The organism is Nocardiopsis gilva YIM 90087 (assembly GCF_002263495.1).
In the GTDB taxonomy this organism is placed as follows: Bacteria; Actinomycetota; Actinomycetes; order Streptosporangiales; family Streptosporangiaceae; genus Nocardiopsis_C; species Nocardiopsis_C gilva.
In genome coordinates this window covers 1,146,450-1,171,264 of record NZ_CP022753.1, presented here as the reverse complement: position 1 = coordinate 1,171,264, position 24,815 = coordinate 1,146,450, and the positions used below count along the sequence as shown (strand labels likewise).

Sequence of the window (24,815 nt, the reverse complement as noted above, 5' to 3'; positions counted from 1 at the left end):
TCACTGCTCCTGCTCATTCTCGGTGTCGGCACTCTCCGCCTCAGTACCGTCCGCCTCGGTGCCATCTGCACCGTCTGCCTCGGACTCCGGCTCCAGCCACTTGCGTATCACGTCGAGCAGGTGGTCGAGGTCCACGGGCTTCGTCACGTAGTCGGACGCCCCTGCCTCCAGGCTCCGCTCCCGGTCGCCCTGCATCGCCTTGGCGGTGAGGGAGATGATCGGCAGTTCCGCGAACTGCGGCATGGCGCGGATGGCCCGGGTCGTGGCATCGCCGTCCAGCTCCGGCATCATGATGTCCATCAGCACCAGCGCGACGTTCTCGTTGGCCTCCAGCTTCTCGATCCCGGTGTGGCCGTTGTCGGCGTAGATGACCTCCAGGCCGCTCGCCTCCAACGCGCTGGTCAGGGCGAACACGTTGCGCACGTCGTCGTCGACGATGAGCACCTTGCGCCCGGACAGCACCGCCTCGCGGTCGGGGTCGCTGCGCACCTCCTGGCTCTCGCCCACCTCACCGCGCTCCGGATCGGGCTCGATCTGGCGGAGGACCGGGACGGCCGGCGGTTCCGCGTCCTCGTCGATCCCGGCCTCCTGCGTGAGTTCGATTTCGGTCGGGGTCTCGGCGATGTCGATCTCGGTGAGCGGCTCGATGTCCGGGGTGCCGTCCGAGGTCAGCCCGGCGGTGGCGCCCAGAGGGTCCTCCAGCCGCTCGGACGTGCCCTCCGGCAGCCGCACCGGAAGCAGCAGGGTGAACGTGCTGCCCTCGCCGACGACACTGCTCACGCGGATCTCGCCGCCGAGCAGGCGGGCGAAGTTCCGGCTGATCGACAGCCCCAGCCCGGTGCCGCCGAAGCGGCGGCTGGTCGTGCCGTCGCCCTGGTGGAAGGCCTCGAAGATGACCTGGAGCTTGTCATCGGGGATGCCGATCCCGGTGTCGGCCACGGAGAAGGCGATGACCTCCTCGTTCTCCCCGAACATGTCGAGGTCGGCGTCGTCGAGCGCCCAGGCCGGCTCGATGAGCAGCCGCACCTCCCCCGCCCCGGTGAACTTCACGGCGTTGGACAGCAGGTTGCGCAGGATCTGCTGCAGCCGCTGCTCGTCGGTCCACAGGAAGTTCGGGATGTCCGGTGAGACCTCGACGGCGAAGGCGAGCCCGCGCTCGCTGGTCATCGGGCGGAACGACGCCTCGACGTAGTCGACCAGCTGGGTGATCGACACGTTGGCGGGCTGCACCTCAGCCCGTCCGGCCTCGACCTTGGCGAGGTCCAGGATCTCGTCGATGAGCTGGAGCAGGTCGTTGCCCGCCTTGTGGATCGTCTGGGCGAACTCCACCTGCTTGGAGGTGAGGTTCTGCTCGGTGTTGTCGGCCAGCAGCCGCGCGAGTATGAGCAGGCTGTTCAGCGGCGTGCGCAGCTCGTGCGACATGTTGGCGAGGAACTCGGACTTGTACTTGGAGGACACCTGCAGCTGGTGCGCGCGGTCCTCCAGCGAGCGCCGGGCCCGTTCGATCTGCCGGTTCTGCAGTTCGATGGCGCGGTTCTGGCTGGCCAGCTGCCCCGCCTTGCTGTGCAGCTCAGCGTTCTTGCGGCGCAGCTCCTCCTGCTGGCGCTGCAGCTCGTTGGAGCGCTCCTGCAGCGCGGTCGTCAGCTGGCGGGACTGCAGCAGCAGGTACTCGGTCTTGGAGTTGGCCAGGATCGTGTTGATCGTGGTCCCGATGTGCGACACGAGCTGGCGGAGGAAGTCGAGGTGCACCTCGCGGAACTCGCCGTACGAGCCGAGTTCGATGACGCCGAGCGCCCGGCCCTCGAACAGTATGGGGAAGATCGCCAGGGTCAGCGGCGGGGCCTCGCCCAGCCCGGACTCGATCCGCACATAGTCGCCGGGGACGTTGTGGATGACCATCTCCCGCTGCTGGGCCAGGACCTCCCCGGCCAGGCCCACGCCGGGGCGGATGCGCCGGCGCGGCTCCTCCGGCTGGAAGCCGAACCCGGCGTACAGCCGGAAGGTCTCCTCGTCGTCCTTCTCCTCCGGGAGGAAGCAGGCGCCGTGCTGGGCGTCGACCAGCGGGGTCACCTCGGTCATGATCAGCCGGGCGAGCTCGTTGAGGTCGCGGTGGCCCTGGATCTTTCCGGAGATGCGGGCGAGGTTGCTCTTCAGCCAGTCCTCGTCGCGCTGCGCTGCGGTCGTCTCGCGCAGGTTGCTGACCATCAGGTTGATGTTGTCCTTCAGGTTCAGCATCTCGCCGCGCGCGTTGACCTGGATGTTCTGGGTCAGGTCCCCGCGGGTGACGGCGCTGGCGACGTCGCCGATCGCGCGCACCTGGGTGGTGAGGTTGCGGGCCAGCTCGTTCACGCTGTCGGTGAGCTGCTCCCAGGTGCCCGAAACGCCGTCGACCTTGGCCTGGCCGCCCAGCTGGCCCTCACTGCCGACCTCGTGGGCCACACGGGTGACCTCGGTCGCGAACGCCGAGAGCTGGTCCACCATGGTGTTCACGGTGTCCTTCAGCTCCAGGATCTCGCCCTGGGCATCGACGGTGATCTTCTTGCTCAGGTCACCCGCGGCCACCGAGGACGTCACCTGCGCGATGTTGCGCACCTGCGTGGTGAGGTTGTGCGACATCGAGTTGACGTTGTCCGTCAGGTCCTTCCAGATGCCCGAGACACCCTTGACGTCGGCGCGTCCGCCCAGCTTCCCCTCGTTACCCACCTCGCGGGCCACGCGGGTGACCTCGTCGGCGAAGGCGGACAGCTGGTCCACCATCACGTTTATGGTGTCCTTGAGTTCGAGGATCTCCCCCTTGGCGTTGACCGTGACCTTCTTGGTGAGGTCACCGGCGGCCACGGCGCGCGTGACGATGGAGATGTGCCGCACCTGGTGGGTCAGGTTGTTGGCCATGGAGTTGACGTTGTCGGTCAGGTCCTTCCACACCCCTGACACGTCGCGCACGTGGGCCTGACCGCCGAGCTTGCCCTCGGTCCCCACTTCGCGCGCCACACGCGTCACCTCATCGGCGAACGCGGAGAGCTGGTCGACCATCGTGTTGACGGTGTCCTTCAGCTCCAGGATCTCGCCTTGGGCGTCAACGGTGATCTTCTTGGTCAGGTCACCGCTGGCGACCGCGCGGGTGACCTGGGAGATGTTGCGGACCTGGTAGGTCAGGCTGTTCGCCATCGAGTTGACGTTGTCGGTGAGGTCCTTCCAGATCCCCGACACGCCCTTGACATTGGCACGACCACCCAGCTTGCCTTCCGTGCCGACCTCGCGGGCGACGCGGGTGACCTCGTCGGCGAACGAGTCGAGCTGGTCGACCATGGTGTTCACGGTGTTCTTCAGGGAGAGCATCTCGCCCTGCACGTCGACGGTCACCTTGCGGCTCAGGTCGCCGCGTGCCACGGCCGTGGTCACCTGGGAGATGTCGCGCACCTGGTTGGTGAGGTTGTCGGCCATGGAGTTGACGTTGTCGGTGAGGTCCTTCCAGATCCCCGACACGCCCTTGACATTGGCGCGACCACCCAGCTTGCCCTCGGTGCCGACCTCGCGCGCCACCCGGGTGACCTCGTCACCGAACATGGACAGCTGGTCCACCATCGTGTTGACGGTGTCCTTGAGCTGGAGCATCTCGCCCTGGACGTCGACCTTCACCTTGCGGCTCAGGTCGCCCTGGGCGACAGAGTAGGTCACCTGAGAGATGTCACGCACTTGCGCCGTCAGCCGCGAGGCCATCTGGTTGACCGACTCGGTGACGTCGCGCCAGGCGCCGGAGACGCCCTCGACCTTGGCGCTGCCGCCCAGCTTGCCCTCGGTGCCGACTTCCCGGGCCACGCGGGTGACCTCGTTGGTGAAGCCCTGCATCTGGTCGGCCATGCGGTTCACCGAGGTGGCCAGACGCAGCAGGTCGCCGTGGAGCTCGCCATGGCGCGTGCCCAGCTCGACCCGCTGCGACAGGTCACCGTCGGCGACAGAGTCGAGGATCCGCGCGACGTCGGTCACCGGCCCGCTGACCTCGTCGAGCACCTGGTTGAGGGCGCGGATGCTCTTGCCCCAGGCGCCGCGGGCGGGACTGACCGAGATCCGTTCGGTGAGCCGGCCCTCGGTGTTGACCACCGTGCCGAGCCGCTGCAGCTCGCTGCTCAGCTGCTCGCAGTGGTCCAGTACTTGGTTGAACACGGACGCGAGCTCGCCGGACTTGGCGCCCTCACCGAAACTCAGCCGCACGCTGAAGTCGCCGTCGCGCATGCTGTACAGCGCCGCGAGAAGCTCATCCATCTGTGCTTCCGAGGCCACCGCCCCGGCCTGCTGGGGCATGGATCCCCCTCCTTCAGCAACTACCTACGCCGACCCCAGCCGCCCGGCGGGGGAGCCGGAGGGAGGCGGCGGCTCCGCTGCTCGCGCCACCCGTATCCTCCGACGCCGGACGGATCGTGCCACCTGCAAAAGGTCGGCCGGGCTGCTCATTACATGGACGTTCTGACATCATGACTGCGTTGTTCCTACTGTGCCCACGAAAGTCGTCGTTCCGACACCGCAGACTCAGCGGAAGTCGAGATTGGGGGTAGGGGTCAAACATGCCGATGCCGCCAAGGGACTCATCCGCCCTGTTCGACGCTGAAAGAAACCGTACGGCTTCACAATGCCACATGATGCGATGAAGGTCGCCCGCCGGGAGTTCTCCCCGGCCCCCGAGACCGCAGGCGACGCCCGCCTCTTCGTCCGCGAGACGCTGAAGGACTGGGGCGTCAAACGGTCGTGCGACGACGTCGTGCTGCTCGTCAGCGAACTCGTCACCAACGCGGTGATCCATGCCCAGAGCATGCTGGAGGTGACCGTACGGCGGCTTCCGGACTCGATCGAGGTCGTCGTCGCCGACAGAGTGCCCGAGCGCGCGGTTCCGCAGGCGGGACCGCTGGCGGTAGACGTCACCCCGTCGACCGATGGCCAGCGCCACGGCGGGCTGGGGCTGGCCCTGGCCTCCGCACTCGCCTGCTCGTGGGGCGTCAGCTACAGCAAGGACGACAAGGCGGTCTGGGTCCGGCTGCAGGACGAAGTGGCGGCCGAGTCGAACACCGACCTCGCCCCGCCGCTTCCGGTACGGCCCAACCGGCGGCGCCCCGAGCGCCCCGGCCCGTGGGCCCCGTTGGACGCCGCGCTGACGGCGCGGCTGTCCCTTCCCGACCTGCTGGACCGGACCGTCGACTACGCGCGCACCGCGCTGGGCGGGGACGCCGCCTACATCGCGCTGGCCACCACCGACGAGACCGAGTGGGAGGTGCGCACCGCCGTCGGGCTGACGAACAGCCCCTGGCGGGCGTTTCGCAGCCGGACCGAGGAGACCTTTCCCTCGGCCGCCCCGGCCCCAGGACCGGTGATCAACGACGACCTGATGATCGCCCGGGCGCACCGGGGACGGCTCTCCAAGGCGGGCATGCGCTCGCTGGTCACCGCCCCGCTCATCGTGGACGGCCGGATCACCGGTCTGATCGGTGTGGCCTCGCGGCGCATCCGGCACTTCGGAGAGACCGCGGCCCGCCGCCTGCAGGACGGCGCCGACCGCATCGCCCTGCCCGTGGAGCGCGCCCGACTGGCCGAGGTGGAGCTGGCCCGGCGGGCGTCGCTGAGCTTCCTCGCCGAGGCGAGCGACCTGCTGACGGGGACGCTCGACGAGCACATGACCGCGGCGCTGGCGGCGCAGCTGATCACCTCCCGGCTGGGCAGCTGGTGCGCGGTGCACGTCAACAACGACCTCGGGGCCTCGCGGCTGGCCTATGTCGTGCACAGCAACGAGAACTACAACGACGTCCTCCAGTCCCTGCTGTCCACGCTGCCGCCGCCCGAACAGCACACGCCCCGCTCGCTGTGGAGCCGGGACATGCTGCTGGCGTCGGGCATCGAGGACGACCTGACGCACGAGCTGGCGCAGTCCCCGGCCATCAGCATCCCGCTGGTGGCCCACGGCCAGACGCTGGGCCGGCTGACCATGGGCAAGAAGCCCGACGAGGACTTCACCCGCGAAGACGTGGACGTGGCCGACGACCTCGCGCGCCGCGTGTCCTCGGCGATGGAGAACGCGCGGCTGTACGCGGGTCAGACCTCGATGAGCGAGGCGCTGCAGCGGAGCCTGTTGCCCGCCAAGGAAAAGGTGCCCGACATCCCCGGCGTGGACCACTCCGTGTTCTACCGTTCGGCGGACGAGCGCAACGTGGTGGGCGGCGACTTCTACGACCTGTTCGCCACCGACGGCCGGTGGTGCTTCGCGATCGGCGACGTCTGCGGCACCGGCCCGGCCGCCGCGGCGGTGACCGGCCTGGCCCGGCACACCCTGCGCGCCCTGGCACGCGAGGGCTTCTCCCCGGCGCACATCATGCACCGGCTGAACCTCGCCATCCTGGACGAGAACACCACGACACGCTTCCTCACGATGCTCTACGGGGAGATGACCCCGATCGGCGAACCGGGCGAGGGCTTCCGGATCCGCCTGGTCTCGGCGGGCCACCCGCTGCCGCTGCTCCTCAACCAGAAGGGCGAGGTCACACCGGTCGGAACGTCCCAGCCCCTGCTGGGCGCCTTCGAGGACGTCGACTTCTACACCGAGACCATCGAGGTCACCTCGGGCGATGTGCTGCTGGCGGTCACGGACGGCGTCACCGAGCGCCGCAACGGCACCCAGATGCTCGGCGACGAGGGCCTGATGCGCATCTACTCCGGCTGCTCGGGCCTGACGGCCCAGGCCGTCATCGTCCGCCTCGACCGCGACCTGGAGGAATTCGCCCCGGGCGGCCACACCGACGACACGGCCATGCTGGTGCTGCGCTTCCTGTAGAGCGGCGCAGCCGGTCAGAGCCACCCCATGTCCTGCGCCGTACGGATGGCGGACATGCGGTTGTCCGCCCCTGTCTTGCTGATGGCGTTGGACAGGTAGTTGCGCACCGTTCCCTCGCCCAGGTGAAGGGTTCGGGCGATCGCGGCGACCGAGGCGCCGTCGGCCGCGGCGCGCAGGACGTCGACCTCGCGCGGGGTCAGCGGGCTCTCGCCCGCCGCCATCGCGGCGGCGGCGAGTTCGGTGTCGATGTAGCGGCCGCCTTCGTGCACCTTGCGGATGGCTCCGGCGAGCTGCTCGACGGGGGCGTCCTTGGCCAGGAACCCGCGGGCTCCGGCGGCCAGAGCGCGGCGCAGGTAGCCGGGGCGGCCGAAGCTGGTGAGGATGAGGACGCCGCAGTGCGGGGCGGTCTGCTTCAGCTCGGCGGCGACCTCCAGGCCGGTGGCGCCGGGCATCTCGATGTCGAGAACCGCGATGTCGGCGTCGTTCTCGGTGACCGCCGCGACCACCTGGTCCCCGCGGCCGACCTCGGCGACGACCTCCAGGTCCTCCTCCAACCCCAGCAGAGCGGCGATGGCACCGCGGATCAGGTGCTCGTCGTCGGCCAGGACGATGCGGATCAACCCGTCGCTCCTTCTCGTTCTTCGGGCGGCGCGGGGTCCGGCCGCCGCTCGGTTTCCCGGCGCGGTAGGGGCAGCACCGCCCGCAGCAGGAAACCGTCCTTGCCGCTTGGGCTGGCCGACACCTCTCCCCGCACCGCGCCGGCACGTTCGGACAGACCGGTGAGGCCGTTGCCGAAGCGCACCGCGCCGTCGTGCGCGGCACGCGCACCATCGTTGTACACCTCGACGACCAGTGCCCGATCGTCGCGCCGCAGCGTGATGTCGCAGCGGGAGGCGGTGCTGTGCCGCAGCACGTTGGTGCCCGCCTCGCGGACCAGCCAGGCGGTGAGCGCCCGGAGGTCGGCGGGGACGTCGATGTCGGCGCCGGTGATGGTGCACTCAACCCCGGCGGCGCCAAGCACGGCCCGCACGCTGGCGATCTCAGCGTCGAGGTCGACCTCCCGGTACCCGCTGACAGCGGTGCGCACCTCGCGCAGGGCGTCGCGGGCGAGACGCTGCACCTCCAGCATCTCCTGCGCGGCACGCTCGGGCGCCCGCTCGGCCAACCTGGCCGCGAGCTCGCTCTTCACCGACAGCGCGGAGAGGCTGTGCCCGAGCAGGTCATGCATGTCGCGGGAGAACCGGAGCCGCTCCTCGGTGACGGCGAGCCGGGCCTGTGCTTCGCGCGCAGCGGTCGCTTCGTTGGCAACTTCCCAGAGCCACAGGATGCCGTAGTTGGTGACGAGCATGATCACCGCCCAGACCGCGGGCACTCCCCAGACAAACGCCATCAAAGCCACGTCGGGCTCCGGAAGGGCGAGGATTCTGACCCACGGCCCGACGACGAGGACGACTGTCACCACGACGGTCCGCCGACGGGGCCGCACCATCATCACCGTGGCCCACCACACGGAAGCGATGAGCAGGCTCGAGTAGTACACATCGATCGCCACGAGCACGGCGGCGAGCAGCGTCAATGATGTCCAGTACGCGACGTCCTGCGGGTCCGTCCGCCGCCTCATTCGGACGAGCATCATCCACATGACGATCCCGGCGAGCGGCAGTGACAGGAGCGTTCCGACGACGGCGCCCCACAGCGACACGCCCTCGTTGTTGACGGCGTTCGCCACCTGGGTGAGACCGAAGAAGGGGATCAACAGCACGAAGAAGGCGTAGCTGCCGACCACGACCCAGCGGGCGTGGCGCAGCCGCCGCAGTGCCGCCTGCGGCACCGCCATGGGCGCCCCGTTCCACTCCGCGGCATTCGGCATTCGGCCCCTCCCCCGTGCGTCGACCGTCTGTCTGCGCGCGCATGCGGCGCAGCGGTGAGCGGCGGCCGGTCCGTCCTCCCGACCGCCGTTCACCGTACCGCCGGGAGGCGCGCCCGAGCTTCTCCCGGCGGTGGTGTGCCGCTTCCTCTCCGGCTCAGCCCGCCTGGCGCGGGTCCCAGCGGAAGAAGCGCAGGAGGTAGATAGAGATCCCCAGCCAGACGAGCAGGACCAGCAGCGACGGTGCGGCAGCGGCCCACAGATCAAGTCCGGTCGTGGCGCTGGCGCCATCCAGTCCGCCGAACGTGTCCACGCCGAAGTAGGCGCTGCGGGCGATGTCGATCGCCGGGAGCATGGGGAGGTACGAGACCCCGGTGGCCACCGGGGCGGGCATCAGGTCCGTCGGGACAAACGTGCCGCTGATGGCGAAGAACAGCAGGAACGGGACCATGCTGATCATCTGCGCGCTTTCGGAGTTCCGGGCGAGGTTGGTGAAGACGAGCCCGAGCATGCTGACGATGGCGGTGGTCAGCGCGACGGCGAGCAGGAGCAGCAGCGGATCGCTCGGCAGTGTGTCGAAGCGGGCCGCCATCAGAGCGGCGATCAGCGCGGTGAGAACGACGGTCACGAGGAACACCGCCACCGCCGTGGCGCCGAACAAGGCGACCGGCGGGACACCGCTGACCCGGAACCGCTTGAGGACCATCGTCTCGCGCCTCGCGGCGTACACGTTGGGCATGTGCAGGACGGCCAGGGTCATCGCCGACAGGACAGGGACCCCGCTCACCAGGTAGGCCGTGTTGAGGATGCCGGGCCCGACCTCCGCCTCGGGCATGGAGAAGGCCGGAAGCAGCAGCACCAGCGGCATGAACGCCATGTAGAGCGCGGTCCGGTAGCGGTGGAAGAGGGTGAGCTCGGTGCGCGTCAGCCGGAAGAGCTGGCGCACCGCACTCACAGGTGTGCGTAGGGGCCGGGGCGTTTCGGTCGTGTGCGGAGCGGTGGCGGCCATGGCGTCGGTCCTTCGCGGTGTGGGGTGAGTCGAGTGCGTTCGGGAGCGTCTAACCGGACACCAGATCGGAGGCACCGTCAGCGACGCTGAGGAAGACGTCTTCCAGCGACGCACTGCGCAGCTCCAGCCGGTGCAGGGTGATGCTGTGGACCTCCGCCCAGGCGAGCAGCGGAGCCAGCGCGCCGTGGGCCCGTCCCTCGGTGTCCTCACCCCGGACCGTGTAGCTGACCCATGCCTCCTCCTGGCGCATCTCCACCTCCGCAGTGGCGCCGGGAAGCTGGGGCAGGTCGTCGAAGCGGACATCGGCGGGCAGCCGGAAGGCGATCCGGTCGCCGTGGCCGACGACAACCTCGCGGAGTGTGCCCGCGACCTTGACCTCACCCCGGTGCATGATGGCGAGCCGATCGGCCAGGCGCTCGGCTTCTTCGAGGTAGTGCGTGGTGAGTAGGACGGCGACGCCGTCGGCGACGAGGTCGGCGATGAGCGTCCACGTCTCGCGACGCGCCTCAGGATCCATGCCGGTGGTCGGCTCATCGAGGAACAGCACCTCGGGCTGGGGCAGTACGGCCAGCCCCAGGTCGAGTCGGCGCTTCTGCCCACCCGACAGCTGCCGGACGGCGATCCGGGCCTTGTCGGTGAGACCGGTCAACCCCAGCACCTCATCGCGACTCAGCGGGTCGGCGCACAGGTCCCGGGAGAGATCGATGGTCTCGGCCACGGTCAGCTCGCCGAAGAGTCCGCTGTGCTGCAGCACCGCGTTCATCCGTTCACGCAGTGCGGGCGGCTGCCCGTACGGGTCGGTGCCGAAGACCCGCACCGTCCCGCTCGTAGGACGCCGGAAGCCCTCCAGCGTCTCGATCGTGGTGGTCTTCCCAGCCCCATTCGTCCCGAGCAGCGCGAACAGCTCCCCGGGTGCGACGTCGAACGAGACGCCCTTGACCGCCTCGAAGTCGCCGTAACTCTGCCGAAGGTCGCGCACGCTGATCGCGGCGCCGAGGTCGCCGTCACCACCGGGGTGCGCGTCGCTCGCGGGGGCTGGACTCTGCTGTGCCGTGCTCATGTCCGGCAGTCTCGCGAATCAGCACTTCTCCGCGGCAGACGCCGATGTCACCGTCAAGCCGTGAACTCGTCAGCACCCGACGATGACAGATGTCATCGCGTGGAGCCGCGCCGAAGTAGACGACGGCCGTCACCTGTGCCACGGGTGACGGCCGCCCGAACTCTCCGAATCACCGTGCCGGAGGCTTTCCTGCCCGGTCGGGCGGGTTGTCTAGCTCATCGAGGAATTCGTTGACGTCGGGTTGGATGATCGTGGGCGCGTGGTCGGCCTCGGAGTCGTTGGCGGTGGCGATCCACAGGTTCTCGGTGTGCCAAATGGTCCACCGGTGCCCGTAGTGCTCGCGGAGCAGGCGCAGCAGTGGGCCGTCGTCGGTGGAGGTCATGCGTCGGCTCCAACCGCCTTGTCGAGGAGCCGGGACGCCTCGGCCTTAGAGAGCCCGCACTCGCGGACCAAAGCACGGTGGGCCTCGTTGTACGGGGACCGAAGACACACGATCCGCCCGCCGAGCCCACGCACAGTGAACTGCTGCAGGGGCGGGAGAGAGGAATCGTAGGCGACCGTCACGTCGCCGTGTCGCGCGCGAGTGACGAAGGAGCTCATCGGACCGCCTCCGCGCCCCGCACGGCAGCAGTCTCAGCGAACCGCCGGAAGCGGCGCTCCTCGATGGTACGACGATGCTCCAGCACCGAGATGTAGGGGCGGATACGGCGACTGCGCCGCGATGGCAAGATGGACACGTCTCACTCCTCCTGCGAGTGGGGCCACGCCCCGGGAGTCCTGGCCGACTCGCCGGGGTCTTTTTGTCACAGCAGCTTAAAGGAGGCGTACTACCCCCGTCTACCCCCGTGGGTAGCTATGGCTCCTCTCTCGTGGTCCACTACGGTCGCCGGTCATGAGCATTGACCGGGAAGGACCTGTTCCGCCCTACCTCCAGATCGCAGGAGTTCTGCGTGGTCGCATCGCGAATGGGACGATCCCTCCCGGCCGCCGGATTCCAAGCTTGGTTGAGCTGGAGCAAGAGTTCGAGGTCGCGCGTGACACCCTGCGCAAGGCCGTGAAGGTCCTCAAAGACGAAGGCTTGGTGGAGACAGTCACCGGCATGGGCATCTTCGTCGTCGATTCCACCGGTTCCGGCACCGACAAGTAGCCGCAGACATAGCAGAGGACCGCCCCCGAAGGGACGGTCCAAGTGGCGTGCATTCGGTGGACCCGTGGCTCTGCTCTCGACCTCCTCAACAGCGGACCGGCCGGCTGATGTCCTCAGCTATCGAAACCCAGGCCGAGTTTGTCGAGCGCCGTCAGCCAGAGGTTGCGGCGGCCGCCGTTGCGGTCGGCAGTCGCGATGGCCCGGCGCGTCAGCTCGATTCCCGTATAGCGCAGGGGTTCGGGTGGGAACGGGACGGGCTTGGAGCGCACCATCTGCAAGCGGGTGCGTTCGGTGGACTCCCCGGCCAGGAAGTCGAGCATAACTTCGGCGCCGAAGCGGGTGGCGCCGACGCCGAGGCCCGTGTAGCCCGAGGCGTAGGCCAGGCGGCCGCCGTAGGCCTGGCCGAAGAAGGCGCAGAAGCGGCTGCAGGTGTCGATGACTCCGCCCCAGGCGTGGGTGAAGCGCAGGTCTTCGAGTTGGGGGAAGGTCTCGAAGAAGTGCTCGGCCAACCGCTCGAAGGTCTCCGGGCGCTGGTCGTACTCCGGGCGGACCTTGCCGCCGTAGTGGTAGATGACGTCGTAGCCGCCCCACAGGATGCGGTTGTCGGCGCTGAGTCGGTAGTAGTGGAACTGGTTGGCGGAGTCGGAGAGTCCCTGGCGGTTCTTCCAGCCGATGGCCGCCATCTGGTCAGCGCTCAGCGGCTCGGTCATCAGCGCGTAGTCGTAGACCGGGGCCACGAAGTGGCGGATGCGGCGCAGTGGGCCGGGGAACGCGCCCGTTGCCCAGGCGACGCGCCGGGCTGTCACTGAGCCGTGCTTGGTTTCCAGGCGGAGGCCGCCTGCGATGGAGTGGATTTTGCGGACGGGGGTCTGCTCGAAGATCCGCACGCCCAGTCGCAGGCACGCCTCGCGCAGGCCCCAGGCGAGCTTGGCCGGGTGGAGCATGGCGACCGCTCCGGGGTCGAACATGCCGCCCACGTACGTAGGCGAGTCGACTTCGGCTCGGGTTTGCTCTTCGGTGAGGAGTTCCGTGTTGTAGCCGAGTTCTCTCAGGTTGGCGGCTTCTTCGGCGAGGTCGTCGGCTTGCCACTGTTCGGTGGCGACCAGCAGCTCACCGGTCCGTTCGAACTCGCAGTCGATCCCGTACCGCGCGATGGCCGCCTCGATCTCGTCGAGGTTCTTGCGGCCCAACCGCTCCAGGTCGGCGATCTCGTCCGGCCAGCGGTTCGCCCCGTTGCCGAAGCCGTGGGTCAGGCTGGACGCGCAGAACCCTCCATTGCGCCCGGATGCCGCCCATCCGGCGGTCCGCGCCTCGATCAGCACGACGTCGCGGCCGGGATCGCGCTCCTTGGCGATCAATGCGGCCCAGAGTCCGCTGAATCCGGCACCGACAACGGCGAGGTCAGTGGTGACGTCGCCAGAGAGCGCGGGTGCGGGTTCGGGCACGTCGTGCCCGTTGATCTCCGGGTCCAGCCAGAAGGCCAGGGGCCTGGACACGGCCAGGGCCGCCGCGGCGGCTGATGATGCGAAGGGCCTGGGCACGGCTTATCACTCCCTCATTCCAGTATTACGTGATGTGATGATGGGGAGATGTGGCCTCCGAGGGCAGGGGTCTCTCCCCTGCCCGTCGGTGGATGGCGTTGTGTCAGGCCCGGCGTCGGGCCAGGACGATGTTGACGATCGCGAGCACCACACCGATCGCGAAGATCAGTGTCCCCATGACGTTGACCTGCGGCGGGATGCCGACACGCGTGGCGCCCCAGATCCACAGCGGGAAGGTCTGGACGTTGCCGCTGACGAACGACGTGATGATGTAGTCGTCGATCGACAGCGCGAAGGCGATCAGCCCACCGGCCATGATCGCCGGGGCCAGCATCGGCAGGGTCACCAGCCGGAACGTCGTCAACGGCGTGGCGCCGAGGTCGCGGGCTGCCTCCTCCAGGCTGGGGTCAAGCGTCAGGACCCGCGCCCGGACCGTGATCGCCACGAACGACACCGTGAACATCACGTGCGAGAGCAGGATGGTCAGAAAACCGGTGGCCACGTTCATCGTGAGGAACAGCGACAGCAGCGCCGCCCCCAGCACCACCTCCGGCGCGGAGATCGCCGCGAACATGACCAGGTTGGTCGTCCCCTGCCCGCGGAACCGGTAGCGGCCCAGCGCCAGGCCCAGCAGGCTGCCCAGCACGCCGGCGATCACCATCGTCAGCAGCGCGATGGCCAGTGAGTTGAGCAGCGCCGTCGTCAGATCGGGGTAGGCGAGGGCGTCCTCGTACCAGCGGAGCGTGAAACCCTGCCAGGTGACGTTGTGCCGCCCCTGCACATCATTGAAGCTGAACGCGATCATGAAGAGGATCGGCGCGAACAGCCAAGCCATCACCAGCCAGGTGAAGTACTTGCCCCAGTCGACGGCCCGACGCGATCGCCGCGGGGCCGGTCCCGTCCGCGCGAACGGATCCGGTGTGTCGGTGGAGACGGGGAGGTCCGTACTGCTCATCGTGCCTGTGCCTCCATGACCTGCTCGGTGCCCAGCGCCCGTGCGTAGCTGAAGATCCCGATGAGCAGCACGGCCATGAGGATGAACGTGATCGACGCGGCCATCGGGTAGGCGTTGTTCACCAGGTACTGCGACTCGATGACCTGGCCGATCATCGTGTTGTGGGTACCGCCGAGCACCTTGGCGTTGATGTAGTCGGCGCTGCTCGGGATGAACGTCATGATCACCCCGGCGAACACGCCCGGCAGCGAGATCGGCAGCACCACGCGCACGAACGCCTGCACACGCCCGGCGTACAGGTCGCGGGCGGCCTCCACCAGCCGGTGGTCCATCCGCTCCAGCACCGCGTAGATCGGCAGCACCATGAACGGCAGGAAGTTGTAGGCCAGGCCGAACACCACCGCCGGGGCGGAGTTGAGCACGCGCGTGCCGTCCGGAACCAGGCCGATGTCCTTCAGCGTCCCCAGCAGCACCCCGTCGTCGGCGAGCAGGAACCCCCACGAGATCGTGCGCAGCACGAACGAGACGAAGAACGGCAGCAGGAGCAGCAGCAGATACGTCGACTTGTAGGCGCCGCCGCGGAACGCGATCCAGTAGGCCACCGGGTAGCCGATCGCGATGCACAGCAGCGTGGCGCAGCCGCCGTAGAACAGCGAGCGCAGGATCTGTTCCCAGTACGTCGCGACCGCGTCGGCGTAGTTGCCGAACTCGAAGGTGAGGCTGAACCCGCGCACGAGGTTGCCGCTCATCAGCGACATCGTGACCATGCTGACGATGGGCACCACGAAGAAGATCGCGAGCCACAGCCAGCCCGGGAGGACGAGGAAGTAGGGTGCGGCGGCCGCGACGCGTCGCGGTGGCGTCGGGGTCGGGCTCGGTCCGCCCTCGGGGGTCGTCGTCGTTTCCATGGCCATGGCTAGGACTGCGTCACCGAGAGGAACAGGGGCGTGAAGGACTTTTCGTTGTCCGTGGTCAGCGGCACGTAGTTGTGCAGCCGCGCGTAGTCCTTCTCGCTCGGGAACACCAGCGGGCTGTCGACCAGGCCGTCGAGCTCCTTTTTCTCTTTCCCTGAAGCTTCGGCGGCCTTCTCCTTCAGGATCTCCTGGGCCTCGGGAACCGGCGTGATGTAGGTGATGTACTCCGTCAGCCCGGCGGCGATCTCCGGCTCGTACAGGAAGTCCATCAGCATCAGCGCGTCGACCGGGTTCTCCGCGGTGGTCGGGATCATCAGGCAGTCGGTCCAGATCGTCCCGCCCTCCTCCGGGACGACGAACTTCAGGTTCGTCCCCTCCTCGGCGTTCTGCTGGTAGACGTCGCCGGACCACGCCATGGACATCCACACGTCCCCGTTGGTCAGCGGCTGGATGTAGTCCTGCTCGTAGTACCGGCGCACGATCCCCTTGTCGCGCTGCTCCTCCAGCTTCTCCACCGCCTTCTTCCAGTCCTTCTCCGTGGACTCGGCGGGGTCGACGCCGTTGAGCAGCAGCCCGAAGTTGGCGATCTCCTGCGGGTCGCGCATCATCCCGACCTTGCCCTCGAACTTCGGGTCCCACAGGTCGGCGATGGAGGTGATCTCCCGGTCCACGTACTCCGGGTTGTAGGCGATGCCGGTGACCCCCGACGTGTAGGGAACGGTGTAGGTGTTCCCGGGGTCATACGACGTGTTCTTGTACAGCTCCCCGGCGTTGGCGTCGAAGTTGGGCAGCTGCTCGTGGTCGAGCGGGGCGAGGAAGCCCAGCTCGATGAGCTTGGTGAGCTCGATGCCGTTGGTCAGCACCATCAGGTCGTAGCCGATGGACTCGCCCTGGGCCAGCTTGGGCTGGATCTTGCCGAACCAGGAGTGGTTCTCCTGCACGGCCTCGTCGTAGGTGACCTTGATGCCGGTCCGCTCGGTGAACTGCTTGAGCTGGGTGCGCTCGGAGTCCATGTACAGCGGCCAGTTGGCGAACCTCAGGCTCCCGTTGCTCTTCTTGCCCTCCCAGAAGGACGCGTCGGGGGACTGCTTGGCTCCCTGGCCCTGCACACCGCAGGCGGTCAGGGCGAGTCCGGCGGCGGTCAGGCCGGACATCTGGAGCATGGATCGGCGGCTGAGGCGCGCACGGGTCAGTCCGCGCGCGAGTGCGGGATCGAATCTGGTCACGGCGCTGGCTCTCTCACTACTGGGGGATGCGGTACCTCCGTTGATCTCGGGGATATCGACGTAATTTCGTCGAGAATTCGGTCGATACTGCCGAGATCAACGGAGGGAGGGGCGGGGTCAGGGGCGCGGCAGGACGTAGGCGGACTCCGGGCGCCAGGCCAGCCACACCTTCTCGCCGCGGGCGCTCAGGGCGCTGGCGTCACAGGCGTTCTGTCGGAACACCACGATCTGTGCCCCGTTGTCGGCGCGGACGGTGTAGTGGGTGGTCGACCCCAGGTAGACGACCTCGGTGACGGTCCCCCGCAGCCGCGACCACTCCGCCGACGGTTCCTCCGCCGCCAGCGTGATCTTCTCCGGCCGTACCGTCACGTCGATCTCATCGCCGGGTGCCGCGTCGGCGGCGGCGATGACGCGCCCGGCCTCCCTGAAGTCGAGGAGGGCGCCCTCGCCCCTCCGCTCCGCGACCGTCCCGGTGAGCAGGTTGGAGGTGCCGATGAACCCGGCGGTGAACCGGGTCGCCGGGCGCTCGTAGATCTCGGCGGGCGCGCCGAGCTGTTCGATGATCCCCTGGTTGAGCACGGCGATCCGGTCCGACATGGTCAGCGCCTCGCCCTGGTCATGGGTGACGTAGACGAACGTGATGCCGATGTCGCGCTGGATGCGCTTGAGCTCGATCTGCATGGACTGGCGCAGCTTGAGGTCGAGGGCTCCCAGCGGCTCGTCGAGCAGCAGCGCGCTGGGCCGGTTGACCAGGGCGCGGGCGAGCGCCACCCGCTGCTGCTGGCCGCCGGAGAGCCGTCCGGGCCGGGTCTTCTCCCGCCCGCCGAGCTCGACCAGCTCCACCATCTCGCCGACGCGCTGCCGGATCTCCGGCTCGGACAGCTTCTTGCGGCGCAGCCCGAACGCGATGTTGTCGAAGACGGTCATGTGCGGGAAGAGCGCGTAGCTCTGGAAGACCATGTTGACGTCGCGCCGGTTCGGCGGGACGTGGGTGACGTCCTGCCCGGCCAGCCGCACGGTTCCGGCGGTGGGCTCCTCGAACCCGGCGATCATCCGCATCGTCGTGCTCTTGCCGCAGCCGGACGGCCCCAGCAGGGAGAAGAACTCCCCCTGGGGGATCGTGAGGTCGATGCCGCACACGGCGGTGACGGTCTCGTGGCCGGTCCGGTACGTCTTGGCGACGCCCTCCAGGCTGATAGCGGGGGCGTCTGCCCGCGCCGCCGCGTCGGCCGCCGGGCGGGCGGGGGTCTCGTGCAAGGTTGCCGCCATGGTCCGTGGTTTCCTGTCAGTCCTGGCCGATGTAGCTCATGACGTGCTTGATCCGGGTGTAGTCCTCCAGGCTGTAAAGGGAGAGGTCCTTCCCGTAGCCGGAGTGCTTGAACCCGCCGTGCGGCATCTCCGCGACGAGGGGGATGTGCGTGTTGATCCAGACACACCCGAAGTCCAGCCGCCGCGAGACGCGCAGGGCGCGGGCGTGGTCCCGGGTCCACACGCTGGAGGCCAGTCCGTAGCGTACCGAGTTGGCCCAGTTCACGGCGGTGTCCTCGGAGTCGAACCGCTGCACGGTGATGACCGGGCCGAAGACCTCGTCGGTGACCATCTCATCGCCCTGGCGCAGACCGGAGACGACGGTGGGGGCGTAGAAGTAGCCGCGGTCGCCGACGCGTGACCCGCCGGCCAGCACCTCGGCGTGGTCGGGCACCCGGTCGACGAAGCCGCTGACGCGGTCGAGCTGGTTCGCGTTGTTCAGTGGGCCGTAGTCGGCGTCGGCGACGTCGGGGCCGGCGGTCGTGGTCTTCGCTGCCTGGTCGGCGAGCGCCGCGGCGAGGTCGTCGTGGACGCCGGGGGCGGCGAGCACGCGCGTGGCGGCGGTGCAGTCCTGGCCCGCGTTGAAGTACCCGGCCCCGGCGATGCCCTCGGCCGCCTTCTCGACGTCGGCGTCGTCGAACACGATGACCGGGGCCTTGCCGCCCAGTTCCAGGTGGAGGCGCTTGAGGTCGGCCGATCCGCTCCGCGCGACCTCGAACCCGGCACGGGTCGAGCCGGTCAGCGAGATCAGCCGGGGCGCGGCGTGCTCGACGAGGGCGCGGCCGGTGTCGCGGTCGCCGGTGACGACGTTGAAGACGCCCGGCGGCAGGAACTCGGCGGCGATCTCGGCGAGCAGGAGCGTGGAGACGGGTGTGGTGTCGGAGGGCTTGAGCACGATCGTGTCCCCGGCGGCCAGCGCCGGCCCGATCTTCCATGCGGCCATCGCCATGGGGTAGTTCCACGGCGTGATCTGGCCGACGACGCCGATGGGCTCGCGGCGGATCCAGGAGGTGTGGTCGGCCATGTACTCGCCCGCGGCCTTGCCCTCCAGGTTGCGGGCGGCCCCGGCGAAGAACCGCAGGGCGTCGGTGACCTGCCAGATCTCCTCGTCCTTGGTCATCTGCACCGGCTTGCCGCAGTTGCGGACCTCCGCCGCGACGAGTTCGTCGGCCCGCTCCTCGACGGCGTCGGCGAACTTGTTGAGCGCGATCTGCCGTTCCGCCGGTGTGGTGTCGCGCCAGCCGTTCTCGAAGGCGTCGGAGGCGGTGCGGAAGGCCGCGTCGACGTCGGCGGCCGAGGACAGCGGCGCCTCGGCGAAGACCTCCCCGGTGGCCGGATCGACGATGTCGGTGGTGCGGCCGTCAGCGGCGTCGACGTAGGCGCCGTTGACGAAGTTGCGCAGTCGCCGGGGCGGTTCGGGGTGCTGGGACACGCGCCATCTCCTCTGCTGGTCTGCTGCTCGTCCAGGGGGGTTACAGGGGTGCTGGGGTGCGGGGTTGTGGCGGGTCGCGGATCGGTTGTGATTCGCAACACTGACAGACACCCCCTACCAGCGCAAGGGATTCCGCAGTAAAAATCGGGTTTCACCACTGATACTTGACAGAACACGATCGGATGCGACTATTTCATTGGGTCGACCACCGGATGGTCCCCCGCGACGACCGGCCGCCGAGCGGCCCCGTCCCCGCGATCTCCACACCACCCCAGGGGGAGCCACGTGACAGCACAGCCAACCGTCGGCCGCTCGATGCCCGAACTGCAGCAGGCGGCCAAGGACCACCTGTGGATGCACTTCACCGAGATGGCCGCCTACGCCGACACCGACGTGCCGGTCATCACCCACGGCGAGGGCGCCTACGTCTACGGCGCGGACGGGCGGCGCCGCCTCGACGGCCTGGCCGGGCTGTTCGTCTCCCAGGTGGGCCACGGGCGCACCGAGATCGCTGAGGCCATCGCCGACCAGGCCAAACGGCTCGCCTACTTCCCCATCTGGACCTACGCCCACCCCACCGCGATCGAGCTCGCCGAGCGCCTCGCCGCCCTGGCCCCCGGTGACCTAAACCGGGTCTTCTTCACCACCAGCGGGTCCGAGGCGGTGGAGTCGGCGTGGAAGCTGGCGCGGCAGTACTTCAAGGCCATCGGCCAGCCCACCCGGCACAAGGTCATCAGCCGCCGGATCGCTTACCACGGCACGTCGCTCGGCGCGCTGTCGATCACCGGCGTGCAGGCGCTGAAGACCCAGTTCGAGCCGCTGGTGCCGAGCACGGTCCAGGTGCCGAACACCAACATCTACCGCGCCCCCGTGCACGGCGACGACCCCGAGGCCTTCGGCCGCTGGGCCGCCGACCAGATCGAGGAGGCGATCGTGCAGAACGACCCGGCGACCGTCGCCGCGGTCTACCTGGAGCCGGTGCAGAACTCCGGCGGCTGCTTCCCGCCGCCGCCCGGCTACTTCGAGCGGGTCCGGGAGATCTGCGACCGGCACGGCGTGCTGCTCGTGTCGGACGAGGTGATCTGCGCCTTCGGGCGGGTCGGTGCGTACTTCGGCGCTGAGCGGTTCGGCTACCTGCCGGACATGATCACCTTCGCCAAGGGCGCGACCTCGGGATACGTCCCGCTGGGCGGGGTCATCGCCCGCGAGCGCCTGATGGAGCCGTTCCAGCGCAAGGGGGCGGCGTTCCTGCACGGCATCACCTTCGCCGGGCACCCGGTGGCGGCCGCGGCGGCACTGGCCAACCTGGACATCTTCGAGAAGGAGAAGCTGCCGGACCACGTCCGGCACAACGCCCCGGCGTTCCGCGCCACCCTGGAGAAGCTGCTCGACCTGCCGATCGTCGGGGACGTGCGCGGCGACGGCTACTTCTACGGCATCGAGCTGGTCAAGGACAAGGCGACCAAGGAGACCTTCACCGGCGAGGAGGCCACCCGCCTGCTCAAGGGATTCCTGTCGCCCGCACTGTTCGACGCGGGGCTGATCTGCCGCGCCGACGACCGCGGCGACCCCGTCATCCAGCTCTCGCCGCCGCTCGTCTGCGGCCAGGAGCACTTCGACGAGATCGAGCAGATCCTGCGCGGGGTCCTCACCGAGGCCTGGGGCATGCTCTAGCCCGACACGGAACGAACCGAACGAACAGAACGAGGGGTCCGGCCCGACCACGGGTCGGACCCCTCGCGCATTCCGCGATCCCCTCCACCACAACGAAATCCGACGTTCTCCCGGCGCGGATTCGACGCTGTTTCCACGGGGACAGAATCCCACCGAACGGACATTCAATAGAAAATCCGCACCACCCCGACATACCCTCCCACCTGCACAGCTGATGTCAGCTTTCCGGCGTGTCCTGCATCAAGAACACCTATTTCTGATGTTCCTATGTACGCAGAGATGACGCTTTTGACGGTTCATGTCTCGTCACCGGGCACGCGTCGTCTTTACCGAAATTGGGGGTAAATTGATGAGACCCATAATCGGAATGACAGCGGTGGGAATCACAACGGCCGTCGTCGCCCTCGGGGCGCCCACCGCCCTGGCGGAGGACGAAAGGGCCCGGATCCCTGCCACGAAACCGGTGGCCGAGCCGGTGACGGACCCGGCGGAGGAGGCCGCCAAGGTGGCCGACATCCTGCCTGACGTCTCGGAGCTCCAGTCCGGCACCAGCGGGAAGTCGTCCGACACATCCTCCGCCAACTCGTCCAGCGAGGCGCCCGAGGACTCCTCCAGTGAGTCCTCCAGCGCGCCGTCGAGGGAGCCGGCGGAGGAATCGTCCGGCAGCACGCCGTCCGCGGAGGACGGCGCGGGCGAGAAGAAGGGCGGCCCGCCGCCGATCCACATTCCGCATCCGTTCATTCCGCCGATCGACGTACCGCATCCATTCGATCCGTTCGGCGGCCCGGACGTCCACGTACCAGGGCCGCCGCCACATCCGTTGGACGGGCCTGGCCCGCCTGGCCCGCATGGCGGTCCTGGGGGGCCTGGCAGCTTCGACGGCTACTACGACGACGAGCCGCCACCACCGCCCAAGCCACCGAAACCGAAGCCTCCGAAACCGGAGCCACCGAAACCGAACCCGCCCAAGCCGGAGCCACCGAAACCGACACCGCCGAAGCCGGAGCCACCGGAGGAGCCCAAGCTCCCGGTCACCGGTGCACCGGTCGCGGGGATCGCGCTCCTCGGCATGGGGTCGGCCACGCTCGGCGCCGCGCTGATGAAGCTCACCAAGCGGCCCCGACGGCGCGGCCGGCATGCGCGCTGACCCGGAACGCTCCTGTCACATCCGAGGAGCCGAACAGTGGGGGCGAGGCGGTGGCGATCCGCCTCGCCCCCACCTGTAGTCGACCACCAAATAGCGCCGCCAACGGCGCGACTGATCGTCGAAACCTACAGTCCTCCCCACCCCCGCGACGGACATTCCACCCAATTCGCCGTGAATCCGAATCTAGGAAACACGGCCGACTTCCAGGCGACACATCGCGCGTATTGACCTTTACGACATTGCGTATCTAAGTTCGACGCACGCGGTCCGATGCGCGTCCGCAGCCACTGCCTTCCTGGGCGGAAACCCCTGCCACAGGGCGGCACAGCGCAAAGGAGAGGCCATGTCGCACACCGTTCGCGCCGCACTCGTACAAACGGAATGGACCGGCGACACCGCGTCCATGAACGACGCGCATGAGGCCTACGCCCGCGCCGCCGCCGACCAGGGTGCCAAGGTCATCGGCTTCCAGGAGGTCTTCAACGCCCCCTACTTCTGCCAGGTGCAGGACGAGGAGCACTACCGCTGGGCCGAGCCCGTCCCCGACGGCCCCACCATCGTCCGCTTCCAGGATCTGGCCAAGGAGCTGGGCATGGTGATGGTCCTGCCCGTCTTCGAGGTGGAAGGGCCCGGCTTCTACTACAACACCGCCGCGGTCGTCGACGCCGACGGCTCCTACCTCGGCAAGTACCGCAAGCACCACATCCCCCAGGTCCGCGGCTTCTGGGAGAAGTTCTACTTCCGGCCCGGCAACCTCGGCTGGCCGGTCTTCGACACCGCGGTCGGCCGGGTCGGCGTCTACATCTGCTACGACCGGCACTTCCCCGAGGGGTGGCGCGCCCTCGGCCTGGCCGGTGCCCAGATCGTCTACAACCCCTCGGCCACCCACCGCGGGCTCTCCGCCTACCTGTGGAAGCTGGAGCAGCCGGCGGCCGCCGTCGCCAACGAGTACTTCATCGCGGCCATCAACCGTGTCGGCGTGGAGGAGTACGGCGACAACGACTTCTACGGCACCAGCTACTTCGTCGACCCGCGCGGCCAGTTCGTCGGCGACGTCGCCTCCGACTCCAAGGCCGAGCTGGTGGTCCGCGACCTCGACTTCGGGCTGATCGACCAGGTGCGCCACCAGTGGGCCTTCTACCGCGACCGGCGGCCGGACGCCTACGACCTGCTCACCGAGAGCTGACCGGCACCGGGGAAGAGCCGAGCCGCGGGCGGACCAGCAGGACATGGCAGGGCAGCGCAGCAGCGGACCAGGCGAACGGCGAACAGGGAGGCACATCCGCATGAGCGACACCGGCCGAACCGTCATCCGCGGCGGACTCGTCATCAGCGCGACCGAGGAGATGCACGCCGACGTCCTGGTCGAGGGCGAGCGCATCACCGCGCTGGCCGCCACCGGCAGCACCCTCGCCGAGTCGTGGACATCGGGCGACGCGCGCGTCATCGACGCCGCCGGGCACTACGTCATCCCGGGCGGGATCGACGCCCACACCCACATGGAGTTCCCCTTCGGCGGAACCCAGTCCAGCGACACCTTCGAGACCGGGACGCGGGCCGCCGCCTGGGGCGGGACCACGACGATCGTGGACTTCGCGGTGCAGACCGTCGGCTCCTCCCTACGCGAAGGGCTGGACACCTGGCACGCCAAGGCCGAGGGCACGTGCGCCATCGACTACGCGTTCCACACCATCGTCTCCGACGTCACCGAGGACACCCTCAAGGAGATGGACGTCCTCGTGGACGAGGGCGTCACCTCGTTCAAGATGTTCATGGCCTACCCGGGCGTGTTCTACAGCGACGACGGCAAGATCCTGCGCGCCATGCAGCGGGCCGCCGACAACGGCGCGCTGACCATGATGCACGCGGAGAACGGCATCGCCATCGACGTCCTGGTCGAGCAGGCTCTGGCGGCCGGCAAGACCGACCCGCGCTACCACGGCGAGGTCCGCCGCGAACTGCTGGAGTCAGAGGCGACACACCGCGCCATCCAGCTCGCCCGCGTCGCCGGGGCGCCGCTGTACGTCGTGCACGTGTCGGCGTCCGAGGCGGTGGCCGAACTCGCCCAGGCCCGCGACATGGGTCTGAACGTCTTCGGCGAGACCTGCCCGCAGTACCTCTTCCTGTCCGTCGACAACCTGGCCGAACCGGACTTCGGGGGCGCGAAGTACGTGTGCTCCACCCCGCTGCGGCCGGTCGAGCACCAGGCGACGCTGTGGCGGGCGCTGCGCACCAACGACCTGTCGGTGGTCTCCACCGACCACTGCCCGTTCTGCTTCTCCGGGCAGAAGGAGCTCGGTCGCGGGAACTTCGCCAAGATCCCCAACGGGCTGCCGGGGGTGGAGAACCGGATGGACCTGCTGCACCAGGCGGTGGTCGACGGGCACATCTCGCGCCGCCGGTGGATCGAGCTCGCCTGCACCACCCCGGCGCGCATGTTCGGACTGTATCCGCGCAAGGGGAGCATCTCCCCCGGCGCCGACGCCGACATCGTCGTCTACGACCCGAACGCGCGCCACACCATCTCCGCGTCGACCCACCACATGAACGTGGACTACTCCGCCTACGAGGGCAAGCGGGTCACGGGGATGCCGCGCACGGTGCTCTCGCGGGGCCGGGTGGTCATCGACGACGACGCCTACGTCGGCAGCGCTGGCCACGGCCGCTACGTGCCGCGTTCCACCTGCGACTACCTGACCTGACGCTTTTCCGACGCTGAAT

Annotated in this window: 19 protein-coding genes; 6 read left to right on the top strand and 13 right to left on the bottom strand. The window is 68.7% G+C overall.

Annotated elements, in window-relative coordinates; all coding sequences use genetic code 11:
• Window positions 1-4,302 (bottom strand): hybrid sensor histidine kinase/response regulator, encoded by a 4,302-nt coding sequence (locus CDO52_RS05605; RefSeq protein ID WP_017620186.1) that lies wholly within the window; start codon window positions 4,300-4,302, stop codon window positions 1-3.
• 340 nt (window positions 4,303-4,642) lie between these two features.
• On the opposite strand from CDO52_RS05605, the gene CDO52_RS05600 reads away from it, so the two are divergent.
• Window positions 4,643-6,814 (top strand): SpoIIE family protein phosphatase, encoded by a 2,172-nt coding sequence (locus CDO52_RS05600; protein ID WP_094932231.1) that lies wholly within the window; start codon window positions 4,643-4,645, stop codon window positions 6,812-6,814.
• A gap of 14 nt (window positions 6,815-6,828) precedes the next feature.
• Here CDO52_RS05600 and CDO52_RS05595 read toward each other — a convergent pair whose 3' ends face one another.
• From CDO52_RS05595 to CDO52_RS28040, 6 genes are all read right to left on the bottom strand, one after another.
• Window positions 6,829-7,434, bottom strand: coding sequence for a response regulator transcription factor (locus CDO52_RS05595; protein ID WP_017620187.1), 606 nt, complete (start codon window positions 7,432-7,434; stop codon window positions 6,829-6,831).
• Window positions 7,431-8,684: a sensor histidine kinase gene (locus CDO52_RS05590; RefSeq protein WP_083919991.1), complete on the bottom strand. Its 1,254-nt coding sequence runs from the start codon at window positions 8,682-8,684 to the stop codon at window positions 7,431-7,433. Before CDO52_RS05590 ends, CDO52_RS05595 begins: the two co-directional genes overlap by 4 nt.
• A gap of 154 nt (window positions 8,685-8,838) precedes the next feature.
• Entirely contained in the window at window positions 8,839-9,690 is an 852-nt protein-coding gene (locus tag CDO52_RS05585; RefSeq protein ID WP_026126080.1) for an ABC transporter permease, read from the bottom strand.
• A 49-nt stretch (window positions 9,691-9,739) separates the two neighbouring features.
• A complete protein-coding gene (locus tag CDO52_RS05580) occupies window positions 9,740-10,750 on the bottom strand; it encodes an ABC transporter ATP-binding protein (protein WP_017620190.1) in 1,011 nt (336 codons plus the stop codon).
• Between the two features lie 169 nt (window positions 10,751-10,919).
• Window positions 10,920-11,132, bottom strand: coding sequence for a hypothetical protein (locus CDO52_RS05575; RefSeq protein ID WP_017620191.1), 213 nt, complete (start codon window positions 11,130-11,132; stop codon window positions 10,920-10,922).
• Between the two features lie 214 nt (window positions 11,133-11,346).
• The gene (locus CDO52_RS28040) at window positions 11,347-11,487 is read right to left on the bottom strand and encodes a hypothetical protein (RefSeq protein ID WP_193373693.1); all 141 of its coding nucleotides are present in this window, start codon (window positions 11,485-11,487) and stop codon (window positions 11,347-11,349) included.
• Window positions 11,488-11,642: 155 nt separating this feature from the next.
• Between CDO52_RS28040 and CDO52_RS05565 the strand changes: the two genes are divergently transcribed.
• A complete protein-coding gene (locus CDO52_RS05565; RefSeq protein ID WP_033301171.1) occupies window positions 11,643-11,897 on the top strand; it encodes a GntR family transcriptional regulator in 255 nt (84 codons plus the stop codon).
• 113 nt (window positions 11,898-12,010) lie between these two features.
• Here CDO52_RS05565 and CDO52_RS05560 read toward each other — a convergent pair whose 3' ends face one another.
• From CDO52_RS05560 to CDO52_RS05535, 6 genes are all read right to left on the bottom strand, one after another.
• Window positions 12,011-13,438 carry an NAD(P)/FAD-dependent oxidoreductase gene (locus tag CDO52_RS05560; protein ID WP_094932230.1) on the bottom strand — a complete coding sequence of 476 codons (1,428 nt, stop codon included), beginning with the start codon at window positions 13,436-13,438 and terminating at the stop codon, window positions 12,011-12,013.
• A gap of 103 nt (window positions 13,439-13,541) precedes the next feature.
• Window positions 13,542-14,393, bottom strand: coding sequence for an ABC transporter permease (locus tag CDO52_RS05555; RefSeq protein ID WP_017620195.1), 852 nt, complete (start codon window positions 14,391-14,393; stop codon window positions 13,542-13,544).
• Window positions 14,390-15,307 carry an ABC transporter permease gene (locus CDO52_RS05550; RefSeq protein WP_017620196.1) on the bottom strand — a complete coding sequence of 306 codons (918 nt, stop codon included), beginning with the start codon at window positions 15,305-15,307 and terminating at the stop codon, window positions 14,390-14,392. Before CDO52_RS05550 ends, CDO52_RS05555 begins: the two co-directional genes overlap by 4 nt.
• Window positions 15,308-15,309: 2 nt before the next feature.
• Window positions 15,310-16,533 (bottom strand): ABC transporter substrate-binding protein, encoded by a 1,224-nt coding sequence (locus tag CDO52_RS05545; protein WP_017620197.1) that lies wholly within the window; start codon window positions 16,531-16,533, stop codon window positions 15,310-15,312.
• Between the two features lie 117 nt (window positions 16,534-16,650).
• Complete coding sequence (locus CDO52_RS05540; RefSeq protein ID WP_017620198.1) at window positions 16,651-17,802, bottom strand: ABC transporter ATP-binding protein; 1,152 nt, start codon at window positions 17,800-17,802, stop codon at window positions 16,651-16,653.
• Between the two features lie 16 nt (window positions 17,803-17,818).
• Window positions 17,819-19,273: a gamma-aminobutyraldehyde dehydrogenase gene (locus CDO52_RS05535; protein WP_017620199.1), complete on the bottom strand. Its 1,455-nt coding sequence runs from the start codon at window positions 19,271-19,273 to the stop codon at window positions 17,819-17,821.
• A gap of 315 nt (window positions 19,274-19,588) precedes the next feature.
• Here CDO52_RS05535 and CDO52_RS05530 point away from each other — a divergent pair, with 315 nt between their 5' ends.
• The 4 genes from CDO52_RS05530 (at window position 19,589) to hydA (ending at window position 24,796) form a co-directional block, all read left to right on the top strand.
• A complete protein-coding gene (locus CDO52_RS05530) occupies window positions 19,589-20,947 on the top strand; it encodes an aspartate aminotransferase family protein (RefSeq protein WP_017620200.1) in 1,359 nt (452 codons plus the stop codon).
• Between the two features lie 376 nt (window positions 20,948-21,323).
• A complete protein-coding gene (locus tag CDO52_RS27205) occupies window positions 21,324-22,094 on the top strand; it encodes a hypothetical protein (RefSeq protein ID WP_152471764.1) in 771 nt (256 codons plus the stop codon).
• A gap of 343 nt (window positions 22,095-22,437) precedes the next feature.
• Complete coding sequence (locus tag CDO52_RS05515; protein WP_094932228.1) at window positions 22,438-23,280, top strand: nitrilase-related carbon-nitrogen hydrolase; 843 nt, start codon at window positions 22,438-22,440, stop codon at window positions 23,278-23,280.
• Between the two features lie 100 nt (window positions 23,281-23,380).
• Window positions 23,381-24,796 (top strand): dihydropyrimidinase, encoded by a 1,416-nt coding sequence (gene hydA, locus CDO52_RS05510; protein ID WP_017620203.1) that lies wholly within the window; start codon window positions 23,381-23,383, stop codon window positions 24,794-24,796.
• Window positions 24,797-24,815: the final 19 nt, after the last annotated feature.